Here is a 19298-nt window from a genome sequence, read left to right on the forward strand (position 1 = left end):
ATTATGATTACCAGTACAGCAAATCCGCAGGTAAAAAATTTAATTCAGTTAGTAAAAAAAGCCAAAGTTCGTAATGAACAGAGGCTTTTTGTTGTGGAAGGAATCCGTATGTTCCGGGAAATCCCGGAAGGCTGGCTTGATAGAATTTATGTTTCCGAGCATTTCATGGAAGAGGAATCCCATGTAAAAGTTCTGCAGGGGAAAAATTATGAAGTACTTGCCAATCATGTGTTTGAAAGTGTGTCCGATACCAAGACACCGCAGGGAATCCTTTGTCTTGTGAAAATGCCGGATTATACCTTAGAAGAAGTAATACCAAAGGAAAATGCCCATCTTCTGATTCTTGAAAGTATTCAGGATCCGGGCAATTTAGGCACGATGTTCCGAACCGGAGAGGGAGCGGGAATCAGCGGAATTATCATGAACCGCACCACTGTAGATGTTTTTAATCCAAAGACCATCCGCTCCACTATGGGCAGTATCTTTCGCGTACCATTTTTCGTGACGGAAAACCTGCAGGATATATTGATGCAGTTAAAGTCCCGGAAAATAAAGCTTTACAGTGCCCATCTGCAGGGCAGTGTTTCTTATGAGGAGCCGGATTATAAAGAACCCACAGGCTTTTTAATTGGAAATGAAGGAAATGGATTATCGGATGAGATTGCCAGAATGGCAGATACCTATATCCACATTCCAATGGCAGGAAAAGTAGAATCACTGAATGCAGCAATTGCGGCAACACTGCTGATGTATGAGGCAGCACGCCAGAGGAGGTAAGGGATGTTCCGGTTATGGGCAAAAGAATTTAAAGACAATCATATGTTAAAGGATACCACCATCTGTGATGACTCCGGGGATACCAGAACCCATAAGGTGTTCCGGGCATTAGATGAGGTGTGCTATACCTTTGATTTGGGAAAACCAATCTGGTTAGACCGCAATGTGGATGAATTTAAGCGGCATGCAAAGACCAGGTTTTATCAGGATAATTTTGTGGAAGAAATTGAATTTGATTTTTTGGAAATTCATGTGATTGAAGAGGATTAAGTAACTGTGTCAGGAGGAAAGAAAATGGAAGGGCAGATGCGCCGGGATACCATCATTAAGATGCTGGGGGAGAAGGGAAAACCTTTGTCCGGAACAGAATTGGCAAAAGAATTAGGAGTCAGCCGTCAGGTGATTGTACAGGATATTGCATTGCTTCGTGCAGTAAATAAGAATATTTTAAGCACCAACAAAGGCTATGTGCTTTATGACCCTTCGGAAGAGACACAGAAAGCAAGAAGAACCATTGCAGTAAGCCACAGTGATGAACAGACACAGGATGAGCTTTATACCATCGTGGATTTCGGTGGGAAAGTCTTAGACGTCGTAATCGAGCATGATATTTACGGACAGATAACGGTGGATCTGATTTTAAAAAGCCGTCAGGATGTGGACGAATTTATTGCAAAGGTTGCAAAGAGCAAGGCAAAGCCGCTTAAGACACTGACCGGAAATAAACACTTTCATACCGTAGAAGCAGATTCAGAACAATTACTTGACATCATAGAAGAAAAATTACGGGAAAAAGGCTACGCAAGATAACAGCTTGACTTTTTTTCTCGATATGGTAAACTACTCCTTGACTGACAAGACAACTGACAAGACAGCTAAAGTCAAGGAGGAAGAAAAATGGAAAAGATAAAAGCGTTCTTAAAACGCAAAAATATTATTATCTCAGCAAAAAGATATGGCATTGATGCCTTAGGTGCAATGGCACAAGGTCTTTTTGCTTCTCTTTTAATTGGAACAATTATCAGTACAATTGGTGAGCAGGCTGGCATCCAGCTTCTGGTGGACATCGGTGGATATGCCAAAGCAGCAACCGGCCCGGCAATGGCAATCTCCATTGGTTTTGCTTTGCAGTGTCCGCCACTGGTGCTTTTTTCACTGGCAGCCGTCGGTGTGGCCGCAAATACCCTGGGTGGAGCAGGCGGACCGCTGGCAGTATTGATTGTCACCATCTTTGCAGCCGAATTCGGTAAAGCAGTATCCAAAGAAACCAAAATTGATATTATCGTCACTCCGTTTGTAACCATTTTCATCGGAGCAGGCTTATCCATCTGGTGGGCACCGGCAATCGGAGCCGCAGCTAGTGCAGTAGGAAATGCCATTATGTGGGCAACTGAATTGCAGCCGTTCTTTATGGGAATTTTAGTCTCTGTAATTGTAGGTATCGCACTGACGCTGCCAATCAGCAGTGCTGCAATCTGTGCAGCTTTGGGACTGACCGGACTGGCAGGAGGAGCTGCAGTAGCAGGATGCTGTGCCAACATGATAGGTTTTGCAGTACTGAGCTTCCGGGAAAATAAATGGGGCGGACTTTTCGCACAGGGAATCGGAACTTCCATGTTACAGATGGGAAATATCGTGCGGAATCCAAGAATCTGGCTTCCGGCAATTTTAAGCTCCGCCATAACAGGTCCAATAGCAACCTGCGTCTTCCATCTTCAGATGAACGGTGCAGCCGTAGCATCCGGAATGGGAACCTGTGGACTGGTTGGTCAGATTGGTATTTATACCGGCTGGATTAATGATATTGCATCCGGCACCAAGGCAGCCATTACACCAATGGACTGGATTGGAATGCTGTTAGTATGCTTTATCTTACCGGGTGTTTTAACCTGGGCATTCGGTCTGTTCTTCCGTAAGATTGGCTGGATCAAAGAAAATGATTTGAAGCTCGATTTATAAGAATAATTTAAGAAAATATAGATAAAAGTTATACCATAAGAAAACAAAAACAATACTTCTTGTGCATAATTATTAAAAATTGATAAAAATTTAACTAATAACAAACATATTATACAAAGATGTGCTATACTAAAGTTAGATTATTATTGCATATATTATAACTTACGAGGAAAATTCCGGAAATATAAAAAGGTTATTTTCCGCAGTAGATGCATGGAGGAGTAGAAAATGGAATCACCAATTGAAGTGACAGAAGGTGTAGATGGTTGGAATACCATAATCTTTCTTTATAATTCTGCATTAAAAGAAGTTGGAACCAAGCTTGAAATATTAAATGATGAATTTCAGCATGTACATCAGTACAATCCGATAGAATATATAAAGCGGCGGATTAAGACGCCGGAGAGTATCGTAAAGAAGCTGAAACGATATGGTTACGAGAGTACCATTGATAATATGGTCAATTATGTAAATGACATTGCAGGAATCCGTATTGTATGTTCCTTTACCTCTGATATTTATCGTATGGCAGAGATGATTGGAAAACAGAATGACCTTACCGTGGTATCGGTAAAGGATTATATCAGGCATCCGAAGGAAAGCGGCTATAAGAGTTATCATATGTTGGTTACGGTGCCGATTTTTTTATCAGACCGCGTAGTGGATACAAAGGTTGAGATTCAGATACGGACCATTGCCATGGACTTCTGGGCGAGTCTTGAACATAAGATTTATTACAAATTCGAAGGAAATGCACCGGAATATATCAGTAAAGATTTACGGGAGTGTGCAGAAATTGTTTCTATGCTGGATGCAAAGATGTTATCCTTGAACGAAGCAATTCTAGAGGCAAAGGCAGCACAGGAAGCGGAGCTTTTGCGGGAAGAAAAAGATAGAGCGGATAAAGAAAAATAAAAGAAGCTGCCGGTTTGGCAGCTTCTTTTTTACGCGAGTAGCGAGAAAAATCGCATGCTTGCGTGCAGATTTGGCGAGCACCGCGATAACTCGAGAAACTCGCAAAGCGTGTTTCTCGTAGTTGCAAGTGGCTTAAAAATGATTTAATCGTCTTCACCATTCATCCAGCTATCGAATTTTTCTAATACTTTATCATAGGTCTGCTGGGAAATATCAGGAAGCTTTCCACCCCAGGCTTTGGTAGCCTGATCAAAGCCCTTTTTAAAAGCATCTGCTAATTCCTGGGCTTTGGACTTATCATTACCGGATAATGCTTTTGCAAAATCTAAAATACGGTCAGAGGTCTGGTTTACACCCCAGTATCCGTCTTCTGCAATATCAGCCTGTGCCTGAGCCTTTACATCAGCAGAAACGGTGAAGTTACCGCCTGCAAGGAAAGACCACATATCATCGGCTTTGCCAATGGCTGCGCCCTGTTTGCTCATCATCTGTTCTACAATTCCGCGAAGCTGTGAAATACGGCTGTCAGAATCAGCTTTCATCTTTGCAATGAGAGCAGAGTTCTGTGTCTTTTGGGAAGAACTGCTCTTGTCGCTGGAGCCTTTTTCATAGATAACACCGGTAGAGGTGTCATTCTTCGAAGATTCGGTCTTCTTAGAAGAAACTTTGGAATCTGTGGCAACAGTGGATGCAGCAGATACATAATTGTTAATAGAATTAATTGCCATAATCTTAACCCTCCTTGGTCAAATGCTTACTAAGTATCCATTCTTAGTCTTATTCATATATTTTATCGGTAAGAATGGGACAAAATATAAGAGGAAGAATTGACCTTTTTTAGAAAAAATGATAACATAAATTTGTATCATGTATACAAAATACAGGAGAAAAACAATGGACGAACTTGCAGTAAAAGCACTGGCAAAAATAAATCTTGGATTGGACGTATTACGTCGGAGAGAAGATGGGTATCATGAAGTAAAGATGGTTATGCAGACCATTCATTTATATGACCAGCTTCATCTTAAGAAAATAGAGTCTGGCATACATTTAGAGACAAATCTTGGATTTCTTCCGGTAGATGAAAGTAATCTGGCTTACCGGGCAGCGAGACTTATGAAAGAAAAATATCAGATTGAAGAAGGCATTGATATCCGGCTGAATAAGCGGATTCCTGTTGCTGCCGGGATGGCAGGTGGAAGCACGGATGCCGCAGGTGTGCTTTATGGAATCAATGAATTATTCAATCTTGGAATAAAGCGGAAAGAACTGATGGAGCTGGGCGTTCAGATTGGGGCTGACGTACCGTATTGCATCATGCGTGGTACAGCTTTGGCAGAAGGCATTGGAGAAAAATTAACTTCACTGCCACCGATGGTGAAGTGTCCGGTAGTGATTGCCAAACCGCAGGTCAGTGTATCTACTAAATATGTCTATGAGAATCTGAAGCTGGATGAGCATACACAGCATCCTGACATTGATGCCTTAATACAGAATATCCGCACAAAGGATTTGCCGGCAATTGCAGGTAGTATGGGAAATCTTTTAGAAACGGTTACTGCAAAAAAGTATCCGGAGATAGAGAAGATAAAAGAACTGATGCGGGAAAATGGTGCATTGAATGCCATGATGAGTGGAAGTGGCCCGACAGTATTTGGACTTTTTGATGAATTGGAAACGGCAAAAATGGCAGCAGCGATTGTACGTCAGAGCGGGCTCGCAAGGCAGGTCTTTGTAACAGATATTTATAATAATAGAAGATAAGAACATGCCCTTTATAAAAAAGGGTTGGAGGGTTAATATATGACAGATAATCTGGAATTAAATATGAATGCATATCTTCCTTTGCGAGATGTTGTATTTAATACACTTCGTGAGGCAATATTAAAAGGAGAATTAAAACCGGGTGAAAGACTGATGGAGCTGCAGCTGGCATCTAAGCTTGGAGTCAGCCGGACTCCGATTCGTGAGGCCATCCGGATGTTAGAGCAGGAGGGGCTTGCTGTAACCATACCGAGAAGAGGAGCCGAGGTTGCCCGCATGACAGAAAAGGACATGGAAGATGTGTTACAGATCCGGGCAGCTTTAGATGAACTGGCAGTGCAGCTTGCAACAGAACAGATTACAGATGAACAGTTTGATGCATTAGAACAGGCAAGACAGAATTTTGAAAATTCTTTAAAAAGTGATGATGTAAAAGAAATTGCACAGGCAGATGTGGCATTTCATGATGCAATTTATAATGCTACCGGAAATGCAAAACTGGTATCCATGCTGAACAATCTGCGGGAGCAGATGTATCGTTATCGTGTAGAATATTTAAAGGACGAGACGATTTATCCGAGATTATTAAAGGAACATAAGGATATTGCAGAGAGTCTTCGCAGGAAGGACAAGTTTCGTGCTTCAGAAACCATGCGGGAGCATGTGAAGAATCAGGCAGAAGCAGTCAAAGATATGATCCGTCAGCAGGAACAAGACCAATAGCATAAAGAAACAGGAATAAAAAAGCAAAATACGGAAACACTAAGGACAGACCGCACAGGGTCTGTCCTTTTTGCATATGCACAGGTGACTGGAAAATCGCATGCTTATATGCAGAGCTGGCGGACATCCGATACTATAAAAATTATGCCAAGGAGTTGATTTATGCAGCAGAAAGAAGAGAAAATCGCAGGGCACACTGCAAAGCATATCGCAGGACACACCGCAGAACATACAACAGAACGTAATGCAGAATACAATGATGAAATTACAACCAGTTTGCAGGAAAATGCTGCACGTTTTCAGAAGATATTTTCCGGGTGTGCGGATATTAAAATGCGAAACATGAAGATTGGACAGAAGCAGCAGATTGCGTGTATGGCAGCATACATAGAGGTAACCGGTGGTGGAGCAATTTTTGAGAAATCTCTCGTTGGCAGGCTTTTAAACGAATTGTGTCATTATAATGAAAAAGAAGTCTATGAGCGGCTGTCGCAGAATGCCCTTGGCTTATCGGATGTTACGCCCTTTGATACTTTTTCGGATGCAGCAGCAGGTCTTTTGACCGGAGATACCATTCTATTTATAGATGGCTATGATAAAGCGTTAAAGATTCCGGATAAGGGATACCCTTCTATGGGAATTTCAGAAGTAAATTCAGAAAAGGTAATCAGGGGCTCTAATGAAGGATTTACCGAGTCCGTAAAAGCGAATACGGCATTAGTACGTAAAAGGATTCGTTCTCCGAAAGTAAAGGTAAAAGAGAAAAAGATAGGGCTGCGCAGTAAGACCAATGTGGATTTGATGTATATGGAGGATTTGATTTATCCAGGAGTTTTAGAGGAGGTAGAAAAGCGGCTTGACGGATTTGAAATTGACGGAGTCTTAGACAGTGGAATCATTGAACAGCTTACAGAAGAAAAATGGTATTCTCCATTTCCGCAGTTTCAGACCACACAGCGGCCGGACCGGGCAGCTATGGCAATTTTAGAGGGAAGGGTAGTGCTGATTGCGGATAATTCACCAATTGCACTGATTCTGCCGACGGATTATAACTCCTTCATACAGACCAGTGATGACTATTACAACCGCTGGGAAATTGCATCATTGGGAAGAATTTTACGTTTTCTGGCTTCTTTTTTTGCCATGACATTACCGGGACTGTATCTTGCGGTCTGTAATTTTCATACACAGATACTGCCGACGAAATTGCTGTTATCCTTTGCAGCAGCAAGACAGGGAGTGCCGTTTCCCGGGGTGGTGGAGGTACTTTTGATGGAGTTATCCTTTGAACTGTTGCGGGAAGCAGGCGTGCGCCTTCCGGGAGCTATGGGGAATACCATAGGAATTGTCGGTGGGCTGATTATCGGACAGGCGGCGGTGGAAGCAAATCTGGTCAGTCCTATCGTGGTAATTGTGGTGGCATTTACAGCACTGTGTTCCTTTGCGGTACCCAATGAAGAATTTGCAACAGCATTTCGCATCTTGAAATTTTTCTTTATTGCCATGTGTGCGTGGCTGGGCTTTTTCGGCTTTTTGATGGCTTTACTTGCGGTACTCATTCATCTGTCGCATCTTCAGAGTTTTGGCATTCCATATCTGATGCCCTTTGTAGGCGCAGATGTAACGGATTATCAGGATGAGCGGGACAGTCTGCTGCGTCTGCCATTATATCAATTGCGGCACAGACCGGTTTTTGCGAGACGCCACAATCGTCTGCGGCTTAGGAGGAAAAAGTAATTATGTTTTCAGAAAATCAGAAAATATCAGAGAGGCAGATGGCAAGGCTCCTGATTTTTGATATGTGCGGAATCAGTACGTTGCTGCTTCCCGGACTGTTAGGAAAAATGCTTGGGACAGACGGCGTATTTGCCATATTGCTGGGAGCAGTGCCGGTGTATCTATTTACCTTTCTTCCAGAGCTGCTACAGGAAAAGCGGAAAAACAGTAATACCAGAAATGGCAGTAACACCAGCAATATCAGTAATATCGGGAAAAGTTATCCGGAGATTTTAAAGAAGCAAGGAAATGGTTTTATTCGCATTTTTGTACTGGTAGTCTATACAGTCGAGGGGATTCTGCTGGCGGGCTATGGCTTATTTCTTTTAAGTGACCTGATGGTGAGTGAATTGTTAAAGGATAGTTCATTTGTGCTGGCAGCAGTTTTACTAATGCTTTTATGTGGCTATGGAATCTGGCAGGGCATCGAAGGGCGTGCCCGGGTGTATGAAATCCTGTTCTGGTTTGTATTTCTTCCACTTATTTTAATGCTGCTTCTGGCAACAAAGGATGTCAATACGATTTACTGGACTCCGGTAATGGTACATTCCTGGGGAAACTTTGTTAAAGGGACAGCGGCAGTTGTGCTTCTGTATGGCACAATGGCATTTGTTTTGTTTTTACAGCCCTATCTTGCAGAAAATGTCCGTGTAGGACGAACATGCCGGAAAAGCCTTTGTGTTACAGTGATTTTTAATGCTGCAATCTATCTGATTACGCTTGGCATCTTTGGCAGTGGCATGCTGCCGAAAATGAAATATCCGGCAATTACATTAATGAGCATGATAAAACTGCCAGGCGGTTTCTTCGAACGGCAGGATGCCTTTATGGTAGCAATCTGGTTCTTTACAATTTACGCATTTATCAATACCGGAATGTTTTATGCCTCGGATTTGCTGAAAGCTGTATGGCAAAAGGAAGGGCGCCAAAAAGCGGATGGGAAAAATGAAGCAATTCCGGGAAAAGCCGATGCGAAAAGTATAGAAAAATTGATAATACCAAGTGTAATGGTTCTTACATTTGCAGTCACATTACTTTTTTACCGGCTACCGGAGTGGAAAATAATGTTTATATGGATTCAGGCAATTGCATTTCTTCCGTTGACGGTAATTCTTCCGCTGTGCATTGGAGAGATAAGTAAATGCCGGGAAAAGGGATAGTGAAAAGGGATAGTGAAAAAGGATAGTGGAAAAAATGGTGGAAAGGAGCAGCAGTATGAAAAATAGGATCGTGACAATTGTTTCCATGATATTTTTGGCAGTCTTATGCTTTGGCGGCTGTGGAAATACAGAGTTGGAAGAACGGAATTTTCCATTGGCAGCAGCAGTGACTTTGACAAAGGAGAACTATCAGATGGCATTTGGCTTTGAGCAGCTTAAGGATGTGGCAGATGAGAAAAGCGAAAAAGAGAATACATCGGTACTTCTGGCGGAAGGAAAAGACTGCATGGAGCTGTTTTTGCATGCAGATGGGGAAAATCCTGGAGAGATGGATTATAACCATTTAAAGGCATTGATTCTAAACCGGTCGCTTTTAGAGGATGAAAAGCAGCTGGGGGCATTTCTTGGGTATCTGGAAGAGGAAAATCTTTTTTCGAGGAATACGCTGCTTTTTGTTACGGAGGATGAACCGGATCAGGTGATGGAGATGGATACAGTTTTAAAAGAGCCGGTAGGAACTTATCTGAATGAAAGAATTGCCTCGGATGAACGTTTTAAGGACAGTGAGGCAGTTACCCTGGGCAGCCTGTTCCGGATATGGGAAAATGAGAACGAAAATCTGTGGATTCCCTATATTAACTGTGCAGAAGATAAAATGATACTGGAAAAATATTATCTGATGCAGGGCAGGACGGCAGCAGGCAAAGTGGACCGGGAAACGGGAGAACTGGCTTTGCTCTCAGAGCAGAAGATGAAAAGCTACAGCATTTCACTTGAAGATGCAGAAAGTGTAATACTTAGTAATTTATGCTGCAGCTATGCTTTTACGGAGCAGAATGGCCAGGTGACGGAAACCGTTACAATAAAGGCGGATGGAAAGTATCAGGGCAACAGGGAACTGCTGCAGAAAACAAAGCACAGGGATGAAAAATTGGAAGACCTTCATACAGACAGTCAGGATGAAAATGCACTGCTGGAAGTGGAAGCAGAAATAGAGCAGACTTTGGAAGAAAAGATGGATGCCATGACAGAAAAATTGCAACAGAATCAGAATGCAGATGGAACAAACAGTTATTATAAATTAGGGGCATATGCAAGAGATATTTATTTGCAGTTTCAGAAGGATTGGAGCGGTTACCGGAAAAACCTGACAGTGGAATATCATTGGGATGTCACGCTGGTGACATCTCCGTAGGATGCTGGACACCCGGTTACACTGGTAACATTGGCAACATCTTTGTAAGATGTCTGGTTCTGGTGATGCTGATGGCAGCCTATTATTTCTTAAGTTAATTTATTAATTTGACTTAGATTGGGCAAAAACAGAAAGATTACATTACTTTTTGCCCAAAATGAGTTGCAGAAGGAAGCATAGTCTTTGTTATTTGCTTCTGATTGGGTAAAAAGACTTCATTTTTCTAGAATCTTACCCAAACCGAGAGAACTTCGGAGATAACAGCAGAGGAGATTGGGCAAAAAAGAGTCATTTTTCTTAAATTATACCCAAATCAACTTCACCAGCGACTTTTGAGAGAAAAGTCGCAAACTCAACCGTGTCCCCAAAAAGAAAAGTTACAAGCTCAGCCGCATCCCACCAAGAAAAATTTACAACCCCACACCATTTCTACATAAAATTTTCTCCCCCAAAAAGTTATCAAAATGTATAGAAAAAATTTTTTCGGTTATATTCCAGATAGAAAGTCAGAATGGTATGGCGAAAGAAAGCGTAGCAAGGAAAAGCAGAAATAAGAAATCAGAAACATGAAAAGGAGTTTTACCATGAAAGAATATAACCGAAAAAAATTGTATTTAAAAAGGGCGTTGTTCTATGGCATGCTGTTATTACTGTTGGTATTTACGGCAGGCAGTGCGAAAAAGGCTTATGAGGGGCGAAGAATGCAGGAGGACATTGCAGAAAAGATTCTGCGTTTCCATGTCAGGGCAAACAGTGATGGGGAAGCAGATCAGGCACTGAAGCTTAAGGTGCGGGATGCTGTTGGAAAAGAAATGGGAGAACTTTTGCAGGATGCTAAGACAGCCGAAGAAAGCAGCCGGATTGCAAGAGAACACTTCCCAGAAATTATACATATTGCAAAAGAAGTCATCCGGCAGGAGGGCTATGATTATCCGGTAGAGGTGAAATTATCTTCCGTGGAGTTCCCGGTAAAGACCTATGGCAGTTATACGTTCCCGGCGGGAACTTATCAGGCACTGGAAGTGATTATCGGAGCAGGCATGGGACATAACTGGTGGTGTGTCATGTATCCGAATATGTGCTTTGAAGGAAGTGTCTATGAGGTTGTGGATGGTAAATCAGAAAAGGTATTGAAGGATACCTTGAGTGAGACGGAATATCAGTCTCTGATGGAAGAGAAGAATTATAAGATTTCATGGAAATGGCTGGATTTCTGGGATAAATAGTGCTATACTGACCTGGATTTCTATAGAAGGAGCGGATTAGATGACAAAAGATGTAATTGTATCAATCAGCGGATTACAGATGCCGGCAGAAGGAGAAGCAGAGCCGGTTGAAGTGATTACAGTAGGGGATTATTACCAGAAAAACGGAAAACATTATGTGCTGTATGAAGAAGTAAATGAAGGTTTTGAAGGAAGCACAAAGAATATAATCAAGATGCAGGAAAACTGTATTGATATTACAAAAAAAGGAGTTTCCAATGTACACATGGTCTTTGAAAAGAACCGGAAAAATATGTCTTATTATGGAACGCCATTTGGAAATCTTCTGGTTGGAATTGATGCAAAGGATATTAAAGTGGAAGAGACAGAACATTGTATTGATGTGCAGATAGATTATGCATTGGAGGTAAACTATGAGCATCTGGCAGACTGTACCATTAAGATGAAGATTGCATCAAAAGAAAAAGGCGGATTCAGTCTTGCGTAGCTGGATGTATAAAAATAGAGCTGGGTGAAAACCCAGCTCTATTTTTATTTTATTTACCAGCTTTTTCTTTTAATTTTGCCATAAAGCCTTTTTTCTTTTTGGCAGGTGCTTCGATAGGACCACGCATTCCTTTTACTGCGGTAATGTAAAGCCCGCTGACAGTAGCTTTTACTTCCTTCTTAACCGGAACGGAATCAAAAATCTGTCCGTCACAGATTAAAGTCATAACCTTTGGACCAACCTTTGCTTTGACGATTGGAAGTTTGGAACGGCGGAGCATTTTCGGAGTCTGGGCAATGACATTTGCCGGAAGACCGGAATCTTTAAGCCGCATCTTCTTCTTATCGATAATCAGCATGGAAATGGTCTGTGCTGCTGCTGCAATCTGGGCATCCTGTTCTTCTTTCTTTTTCTGAGCTCGTTTGCCCACAAAATAAAGAACAATCAGGGCAATAATCATAATAATCAGTATTGTTAATAATACAATCGCAAATTTTGGCACGATGAAAACCTCCTTAAGTAAAATCCAAATATGATTGTATCATTGATTGGCAGGATTGACAACCTGCAAATGCGAAAAATTCTATGAAATGCTTTTATTTTCGGTGAAAATGTGGTATCTTTAGAAAGTATGACTGACTGGAAAAATCCAGCCTTTGAATGAAAGACAGAAGGGAAATAAATATGAAGAAGAAAATAGTAGCAGTATTGTTATGCCTGACACTGGCATTTTCAGTAACTGGCTGTGGAAAAGACAAGAAAAGTGAATCGGTAGAGAATACAGAGAGCACAGAAGTGGTATCCAGTGCGGCAATTGATTTTGACCCGCTTGATTATGTGGAACTGGGCGATTATATGGGATTGTCAGTAGCTTTGACAGACGATTATTCCGTAAGTGATGATGATGTGAAGACTTTTATTGAGAATAGCGTAATTACCAACTATCCATACTATGTAGATACGGATAAAACAGTGGTAGAGGATGGAGATGCTGTAAATATCGATTATGAAGGATTAAAAGATGGTGTGGCATTCAGCGGTGGAACTGCAACAGATACGGTCTTAGAGATTGGAAGCAATACGTTTATTGACGGCTTCGAAGAAGGACTGATCGGTGCAAAAGTAGGGGATAAAGTAACCTTGAATCTTACATTCCCGGAAAGCTATAAAAATACAGACCTGGCAGGACAGGCGGTTGTGTTTAATGTAACCATCAATAAAATTGTTGAGAAGCAGGATATTACTTATGACAATATGACAGATGAATATGTGGCATATGTCAATGCTAAGGCCAGCCTTGGCTATGATACGGTAGATGAGATGAAGGCAGATGCACGCAATTATCTGGAATCTTCTAAGGAATCCTCCAAGAAATCTGCAATCCGTTCTGCAGTAATGGACAAGTTAGGAGAGGTATGTACCGTAAAGGAACTTCCGGATGGACTTCTGGATGCCCGTATGGAAGAGGTAATGGCACAGTATGAATCCTATTACTGCAGCGATGGAAGCAGCCTTAAGGATTATGTGGAAAATACAGCAAATCAGGATTATGATGAATTTGTAAGCAATGTAACTGATGAAGTGACATCAGATCTTAAGACACAGATGATTTTAGAGGCAATTGCAGAAAAGGAAGGCATTGAGTTTGACCAGGATGGCTTTGACAGCTACGTTGGAAATCTTATGAGCAATTACAGCTACAGCGATGAATCCACATTATACAAATCATATGGATTGAGCGCAGACAGCGGAAAAGAATATTTAAAGAAAGTATATGTATGCAATCTGGCACTTCAGAAAGTAGTTGACAGTGCAACTGTTGAAGATGAGGCAGGAACAGAAAATGTTACAGATACTGAATTAAATACAGAAAACTAAAAAGGATTAGAAAATTTTTTATCTAAGGGGGATAGAAAAATGGAACTTGTTGACATCAGAGATTTATTTCACCATCAGGAAGATTATGTAGGTAAGAAGATTACCGTCGGAGGCTGGGTAAGAAGTAACCGTAATTCTAAAAACTTCGGATTTATCGTAGTAAATGACGGAACTTTCTTTGAGCCACTGCAGGTAGTATATGCAGACGGACTGGAGAATTTTCAGGAGCTTACCAAAATTAATGTTGGTGCAGCTATTGTTGTTACCGGAGTGCTGGAAGCTACACCGGAAGCAAAACAGCCATTTGAAATTCAGGCAGAGGAAATCGTAATTGAAGGCGCATCTGCACCGGATTATCCGTTACAGAAGAAACGTCACAGCTTCGAATATTTAAGAACTATTTCACATTTAAGACCACGTACCAATACCTTTGAGGCAGTATTCCGTGTACGTTCCCTGATTGCATATGCAATTCATAAGTTCTTCCAGGAGAGGGACTTTGTCTATGTACACACTCCGCTGATTACCGGAAGTGACTGTGAGGGTGCGGGAGAAATGTTCCAGGTTACTACCATGGACTTAAATAACATTCCACACAAGGAAGACGGAAGCATTGATTATACACAGGATTTCTTTGGAAAACCAACCAATCTTACCGTAAGTGGACAGTTAAACGGAGAGACCTTTGCACTGGCGTTCAAAAATATTTATACCTTTGGACCAACCTTCAGGGCAGAGAATTCCAATACTACAAGACATGCTGCAGAGTTCTGGATGATTGAGCCGGAAATTGCATTTGCAGATCTGGAAGATGACATGGTACTGGCAGAGAGTATGCTGAAATATATTATTTCCTATGTTATGGAACATGCACCGGAAGAAATGCAGTTCTTTAATTCCTTCGTAGACAAGGGACTGATTGAACGGCTGAATAATGTATTACATTCCGATTTCGCAAGAGTGACTTATACAGAAGCCATTGAACTTCTGGAGAAGAATAATGATAAATTTGATTATAAGGTATCCTGGGGCTGTGACCTTCAGACCGAGCATGAGCGTTTCTTAACAGAGCAGGTTTTCAAGAGACCGGTATTCGTAACAGATTATCCAAAGGAAATCAAAGCCTTCTATATGAAACTCAATGAGGATGGCAAGACAGTTGCAGCAGTTGACTGTCTGGTACCGGGAATCGGAGAAATTATCGGAGGAAGCCAGAGAGAGGATGACTACGATAAATTATTAGAAAGAATCCATGAACTTGGATTAAAAGAGGAAGATTACAGCTTCTATCTTGATTTACGTAAATATGGTTCTGCAAGACATGCAGGCTTCGGACTTGGATTTGAAAGATGCGTTATGTATCTTACCGGTATGGCAAACATCCGTGATGTCATTCCGTTCCCAAGAACCGTTAACACCTGTGAATTGTAAGAGCAGCAGGTTATAAAAGAAGTATATAGAAGAAGGGCGTATGAAAAAACTTTCGTTTTTTCATACGCCCTTCTTTTGAATCATGGATTGATTTTATATAAGATAAATAAAGGGAGGTATTTTGCTTAACCCATAATTACTTCAACAGTAACTTCTTTCTTAGACGGATCAAATGGAATCATATTGCCATCAGCAATAGCACCATCTACTGTAAGAACCTTGACACCTTTCTGTACACCATTTGGATTCTTTACCTGGATGTGATAAGTTACACCACGGAAATCACGTTTTGCGGTAAAACCGGATAAAGTAGATGGAATACATGGATCAATTACAAGACCATCATAATCCGGACGGATACCTAAGATATACTGGGATACATCAAGGAAAGTCCATGCAGCAGTACCGGTAAGCCAGCTGTTCTTTGCTTCACCGAAGTTTGGCGCATCTTTTCCGGCAATCATCTGAGAGTACACATATGGCTCAGTGCGGTGGATTTCGCTGATATCTTCGATATAAGCAGGACAGGTTCTGGTGTATACCTGCCATGCACGGTCGCCACGTCCAACGACTGTTTCCGCAATGGAAATCCATGGATTGTTGTGACAGAAGATACCTGCATTTTCTTTGTATCCAGGTGGATAGGAAGAAATTTCACCGAGCTCTACATGGTATTTGTGATAAGGTGGCTGCAGCAGTACAATACCGTATTTGGTATCTAAGTATTTTTCAACAGACTGCATTGCCTGAAGACAATTGCCTTCTTTCAGTCCGATTTCTGCCATAACACAGAATCCCTGCGGCTCGATAAAGATTTTACCATCGTCACATTCTTTGGAACCGATTTTCTGTTTGTAGTGGTCGTAAGCTCTTAAGAACCATTCGCCATCCCAGCCGGCATCGAGAACGGTTTTTTCCATGGAAGCAATTGCTTCTTCCGCTTCTTTGGCTTCTTCTTCCAGACCTCTGTGTTTGCAGATTTCTACATAATCTTTACCATATTTTACAAACATGCCTGCGATAAATACAGACTCTGCATTTGGTCCCTCAGATGGTCCGAAGGTCTGGAAGGATTCACCCGGCTCTTCTGAGAAGCAGTTTAAGTTCAGACAGTCATTCCAGTCAGCACGTCCAATCAGAGGAAGTCCATGTGGTCCTAAGTGTGTTCTGGTATAGTTGAAGGAACGTCTTAAATGTTCCATAAAATCGGTTGCTTTGCTTTCGTCATTATCATAAGGAGTGATTTCATCTAAAATGGAGTAATCTCCGGTCTCCTTGATATAAGCAGCAGTACCGGCAATGAGCCATAACGGGTCATCATTGAATCCGCTTCCGATATCAGCATTTCCTTTTTTGGTAAGTGGCTGATACTGATGGTAAGCACTTCCATCCTCAAACTGGGTGGATGCAATATCTAAAATACGCTGTCTTGCACGGTCCGGAATCAGATGAACAAATCCTAAAAGATCCTGACAGGAATCACGGAAGCCCATGCCTCGTCCAATTCCGGATTCGAAATAGGAAGCGGAACGTGACATATTAAAGGTAACCATACACTGATATTGATGCCAGATGTTTACCATGCGGTCTAACTTCTCTTCGGAAGAAGATACGGTAAAGTGGTTTAAAAGGTTATTCCAGTATTCTTTTAATTCTGCTAAAGCAGCGTCAGCTTTTTCTGTGGTATCAAAACGTTTTAATAATTCTTCTGCCGGTTTTCTGTTGATGCATCCGTTTTCAGCAGGACCATCCCATTTCTCGGCAACCGGATTCTCTACATAACCCAGTACAAAAACAAAGGATTTTGATTCGCCCGGTGCAAGAGAAACCTTGATATGGTGGGAACCAATCGGAGACCAGCCGCTTGCTACAGAGTTCTTAGAGGTTCCGTTTATGACAACTTCCGGCGCGGAATTTTCGCCATAAGCACCAAGGAAAGATTCACGGTCGGTATCGAATCCGGCAAGCTGGGTATTTACAGCATATACCGCATAATGATTACGGCGTTCGCGGTATTCTGTCTTATGATAAAGGGCAGAGCCGTGAATTTCCACTTCACCGGTACTGAAGTTACGCTGGAAGTTTGTCATATCATCCATGGCATTCCACAGACAGAATTCTACATAAGAGAATACGGAAATTTCTTTGTGTTCACTGCCGTGGTTGGTCAGTGTCAGTTTGTTAATCTCACAGGTATTTCCCATAGGAACAAACATGGTCAGCTCTGCGGATAACTGATTTTTGCTTCCTTCAAAAACAGAGTAGCCTAATCCATGCCGGCACTGATAGGAATCTAATTCAGTCTTGGCTGGCATCCATCCCGGATTCCAGATGATGTCACCGTCTTTGATATAGTAATAATGTCCATTGCTGTCATAAGGAATATTGTTGTAACGATATCTTGTAAGACGAAGGAGCTTGGCATCTTTATAGAAACTGTATCCTCCGCAGGTGTTAGAAACCAGTGAAAAGAAATCTTCACATCCTAAATAGTTGATCCATGGAAGTGGAGTCTTTGGGGAAGTGATGACATATTCTTTCGCTGCATCATCGAAATGTCCAAATTTCATAATTAAATAACCTCCTTAAATACAATAAGTCCGAAAACGATTAAGAGAGGTATTTCTTTAGGTTGAGTATAATATAAGAATCAGGAAAAAGCAACAGAAATATTGAAGAAAGTATGCATTTTAGGAGAAAAGAGCGAAAATGACAGCTTTTTGTCATATGAATCGAAAACACAGAGTGATAACGATTAAGTAAAGAGAAAGAAAAAAATCGACTTAATATAGAAGAAAGAAAACAAGATTAGTAAAAAATGCACAAAACTGACGGCTTAAAACTGGATAACTATTACAAATATACAAAAAAAGGTTGCATTTCACACTGAATATGTTATGATAAAGCTACGAAAACGATTAAGAAAAGCAACTCGATACAGTGAGGTGCAAAAGATGGTATCTTTAAAAGACATTGCGAAAGAATGTGGTGTATCAACTGCAACAGTTAGCAAAGCACTGAATGGACAACATGATATTGGAGAAGAAACAAAAGCAAGAGTAAGAGAGACAGCAGAGCGGATGGGGTATTTTCCAAATGCAGCTGCCAGAGCATTAAAGACCAACCGTTCCTACAACGTAGGAGTCCTGTTTCAGGAAGAAGCAGGAAGTGGTCTGACACATGAATATTTTTCAGGTGTGCTAAATGGAATTAAGGTGCAGGTTGAGAAGATGGGATATGATGTAACATTTATCAACAACAGTTACGGAGTAAAGAAAACCTCATTTTTTGAACATTGCAGATACCGGAACTTTGAAGGAATCGTTATCGTGTGTGCTGATTTTGCCAGCCAGGGAGTGCTTGAATTAATGAACAGTGCATTCCCGGTAGTGACCATTGATTATACACATTACAATTGCACAGCAGTTTGTTCCAATAATGTAAAAGGAATGGAAGAGCTGCTGAAGTATATATATAAGAAGGGTCACCGAAAAATTGCTTACATACATGGACAGAAAAACTCGAATGTAACAAGAGAAAGACTTACAAGCTTTTACCGGACGATGGAAGAACTTCATATTAAGGTAAATGAAGATTACATTCGGGAAGCTGCTTATCTGGAAACAAAGGGAGCGGCGGAGCAGACAGAAATCTTACTTGATATGGATGACCCGCCAACCTGTATTCTTTATCCGGATGACACCTCTTTAATCGGAGGAAAAAACGTGATTATGGAACGTGGGATGCATATTCCGGAAGATGTTTCCATTGCAGGATATGACGGAACAAGAATTTCCCAGTTATCTCATCCGAGAATCACAACGATTCGTCAGGATACAGAAGAAATAGGAAGAGAAGCAGCCAGGCGTCTGATTGATGCCATCGAGAAACCGAGAACTACTCTCATAGAGAGAGTCGTTATAGAGGGCACATTGATTACCGGACAGTCGGTAGGAGAGCTGCCTGAAAACAACATCCAAAAGGATGACGAATAAGAAGGAGGAGAA

Annotated in this window: 18 protein-coding genes; 15 read left to right on the plus strand and 3 right to left on the minus strand. The window is 41.4% G+C overall.

What is annotated here, in order from left to right; genetic code table 11:
* Positions 1-3 precede the first annotated feature (3 nt).
* The 5 genes from DWV68_RS07665 to DWV68_RS07685 all read left to right on the plus strand — a co-directional run bounded on the left by DWV68_RS07665 (position 4) and on the right by DWV68_RS07685 (position 3651).
* A complete protein-coding gene (locus tag DWV68_RS07665) occupies positions 4-777 on the plus strand; it encodes a TrmH family RNA methyltransferase (RefSeq protein ID WP_117841733.1) in 774 nt (257 codons plus the stop codon).
* Between the two features lie 3 nt (positions 778-780).
* Positions 781-1047 carry a hypothetical protein gene (locus tag DWV68_RS07670; protein WP_022242313.1) on the plus strand — a complete coding sequence of 89 codons (267 nt, stop codon included), beginning with the start codon at positions 781-783 and terminating at the stop codon, positions 1045-1047.
* Positions 1048-1071: 24 nt separating this feature from the next.
* The gene (locus tag DWV68_RS07675) at positions 1072-1587 is read left to right on the plus strand and encodes a transcription repressor NadR (protein ID WP_022242312.1); all 516 of its coding nucleotides are present in this window, start codon (positions 1072-1074) and stop codon (positions 1585-1587) included.
* Positions 1588-1674: 87 nt separating this feature from the next.
* On the plus strand, positions 1675-2736 hold the full coding sequence (locus tag DWV68_RS07680) for a PTS transporter subunit IIC (RefSeq protein ID WP_118057294.1): 1062 nt from the start codon (positions 1675-1677) through the stop codon (positions 2734-2736).
* A 228-nt stretch (positions 2737-2964) separates the two neighbouring features.
* Positions 2965-3651, plus strand: coding sequence for a GTP pyrophosphokinase (locus DWV68_RS07685; protein ID WP_118057295.1), 687 nt, complete (start codon positions 2965-2967; stop codon positions 3649-3651).
* Positions 3652-3794: 143 nt separating this feature from the next.
* Here the strand turns inward: DWV68_RS07685 and DWV68_RS07690 are convergent, their stop codons facing one another.
* Positions 3795-4379 carry a hypothetical protein gene (locus DWV68_RS07690; RefSeq protein WP_022243716.1) on the minus strand — a complete coding sequence of 195 codons (585 nt, stop codon included), beginning with the start codon at positions 4377-4379 and terminating at the stop codon, positions 3795-3797.
* Between the two features lie 166 nt (positions 4380-4545).
* Here DWV68_RS07690 and ispE point away from each other — a divergent pair, with 166 nt between their 5' ends.
* The 7 genes from ispE (at position 4546) to DWV68_RS07725 (ending at position 11982) form a co-directional block, all read left to right on the plus strand.
* The gene (gene ispE, locus DWV68_RS07695) at positions 4546-5415 is read left to right on the plus strand and encodes a 4-(cytidine 5'-diphospho)-2-C-methyl-D-erythritol kinase (RefSeq protein WP_022243715.1); all 870 of its coding nucleotides are present in this window, start codon (positions 4546-4548) and stop codon (positions 5413-5415) included.
* A gap of 39 nt (positions 5416-5454) precedes the next feature.
* A complete protein-coding gene (locus tag DWV68_RS07700) occupies positions 5455-6138 on the plus strand; it encodes a GntR family transcriptional regulator (RefSeq protein WP_118057296.1) in 684 nt (227 codons plus the stop codon).
* 162 nt (positions 6139-6300) lie between these two features.
* Complete coding sequence (locus tag DWV68_RS07705) at positions 6301-7875, plus strand: spore germination protein (protein WP_118057297.1); 1575 nt, start codon at positions 6301-6303, stop codon at positions 7873-7875.
* 2 nt (positions 7876-7877) lie between these two features.
* Entirely contained in the window at positions 7878-9074 is a 1197-nt protein-coding gene (locus DWV68_RS07710; RefSeq protein WP_118057298.1) for a GerAB/ArcD/ProY family transporter, read from the plus strand.
* Positions 9075-9129: 55 nt separating this feature from the next.
* Positions 9130-10269: a Ger(x)C family spore germination protein gene (locus DWV68_RS07715; RefSeq protein WP_197420831.1), complete on the plus strand. Its 1140-nt coding sequence runs from the start codon at positions 9130-9132 to the stop codon at positions 10267-10269.
* Positions 10270-10853: 584 nt separating this feature from the next.
* The gene (gene spoIIR / locus DWV68_RS07720; RefSeq protein WP_158561838.1) at positions 10854-11495 is read left to right on the plus strand and encodes a stage II sporulation protein R; all 642 of its coding nucleotides are present in this window, start codon (positions 10854-10856) and stop codon (positions 11493-11495) included.
* 40 nt (positions 11496-11535) lie between these two features.
* On the plus strand, positions 11536-11982 hold the full coding sequence (locus DWV68_RS07725) for a DUF1934 domain-containing protein (protein ID WP_022243709.1): 447 nt from the start codon (positions 11536-11538) through the stop codon (positions 11980-11982).
* A 49-nt stretch (positions 11983-12031) separates the two neighbouring features.
* Here DWV68_RS07725 and DWV68_RS07730 read toward each other — a convergent pair whose 3' ends face one another.
* Positions 12032-12442: a hypothetical protein gene (locus DWV68_RS07730; protein WP_117698024.1), complete on the minus strand. Its 411-nt coding sequence runs from the start codon at positions 12440-12442 to the stop codon at positions 12032-12034.
* Between the two features lie 224 nt (positions 12443-12666).
* On the opposite strand from DWV68_RS07730, the gene tig reads away from it, so the two are divergent.
* Both tig and asnS read left to right on the plus strand, forming a co-directional pair.
* Positions 12667-13860: a trigger factor gene (gene tig / locus DWV68_RS07735; RefSeq protein WP_158561536.1), complete on the plus strand. Its 1194-nt coding sequence runs from the start codon at positions 12667-12669 to the stop codon at positions 13858-13860.
* Between the two features lie 39 nt (positions 13861-13899).
* Entirely contained in the window at positions 13900-15291 is a 1392-nt protein-coding gene (asnS, locus tag DWV68_RS07740) for an asparagine--tRNA ligase (protein WP_117697991.1), read from the plus strand.
* Positions 15292-15416: 125 nt separating this feature from the next.
* Here asnS and DWV68_RS07745 read toward each other — a convergent pair whose 3' ends face one another.
* Positions 15417-17861 (minus strand): GH36-type glycosyl hydrolase domain-containing protein, encoded by a 2445-nt coding sequence (locus DWV68_RS07745; protein ID WP_118665399.1) that lies wholly within the window; start codon positions 17859-17861, stop codon positions 15417-15419.
* 384 nt (positions 17862-18245) lie between these two features.
* On the opposite strand from DWV68_RS07745, the gene DWV68_RS07750 reads away from it, so the two are divergent.
* Positions 18246-19286, plus strand: a complete 1041-nt coding sequence (locus DWV68_RS07750; protein WP_022243704.1) for a LacI family DNA-binding transcriptional regulator — start codon at positions 18246-18248, stop codon at positions 19284-19286.
* The last annotated feature ends 12 nt before the right edge of the window (positions 19287-19298 follow it).

It is taken from the genome of Roseburia sp. AF12-17LB, from assembly GCF_003479605.1.
GTDB lineage: Bacteria > Bacillota > Clostridia > Lachnospirales > Lachnospiraceae > Roseburia_C > Roseburia_C amylophila.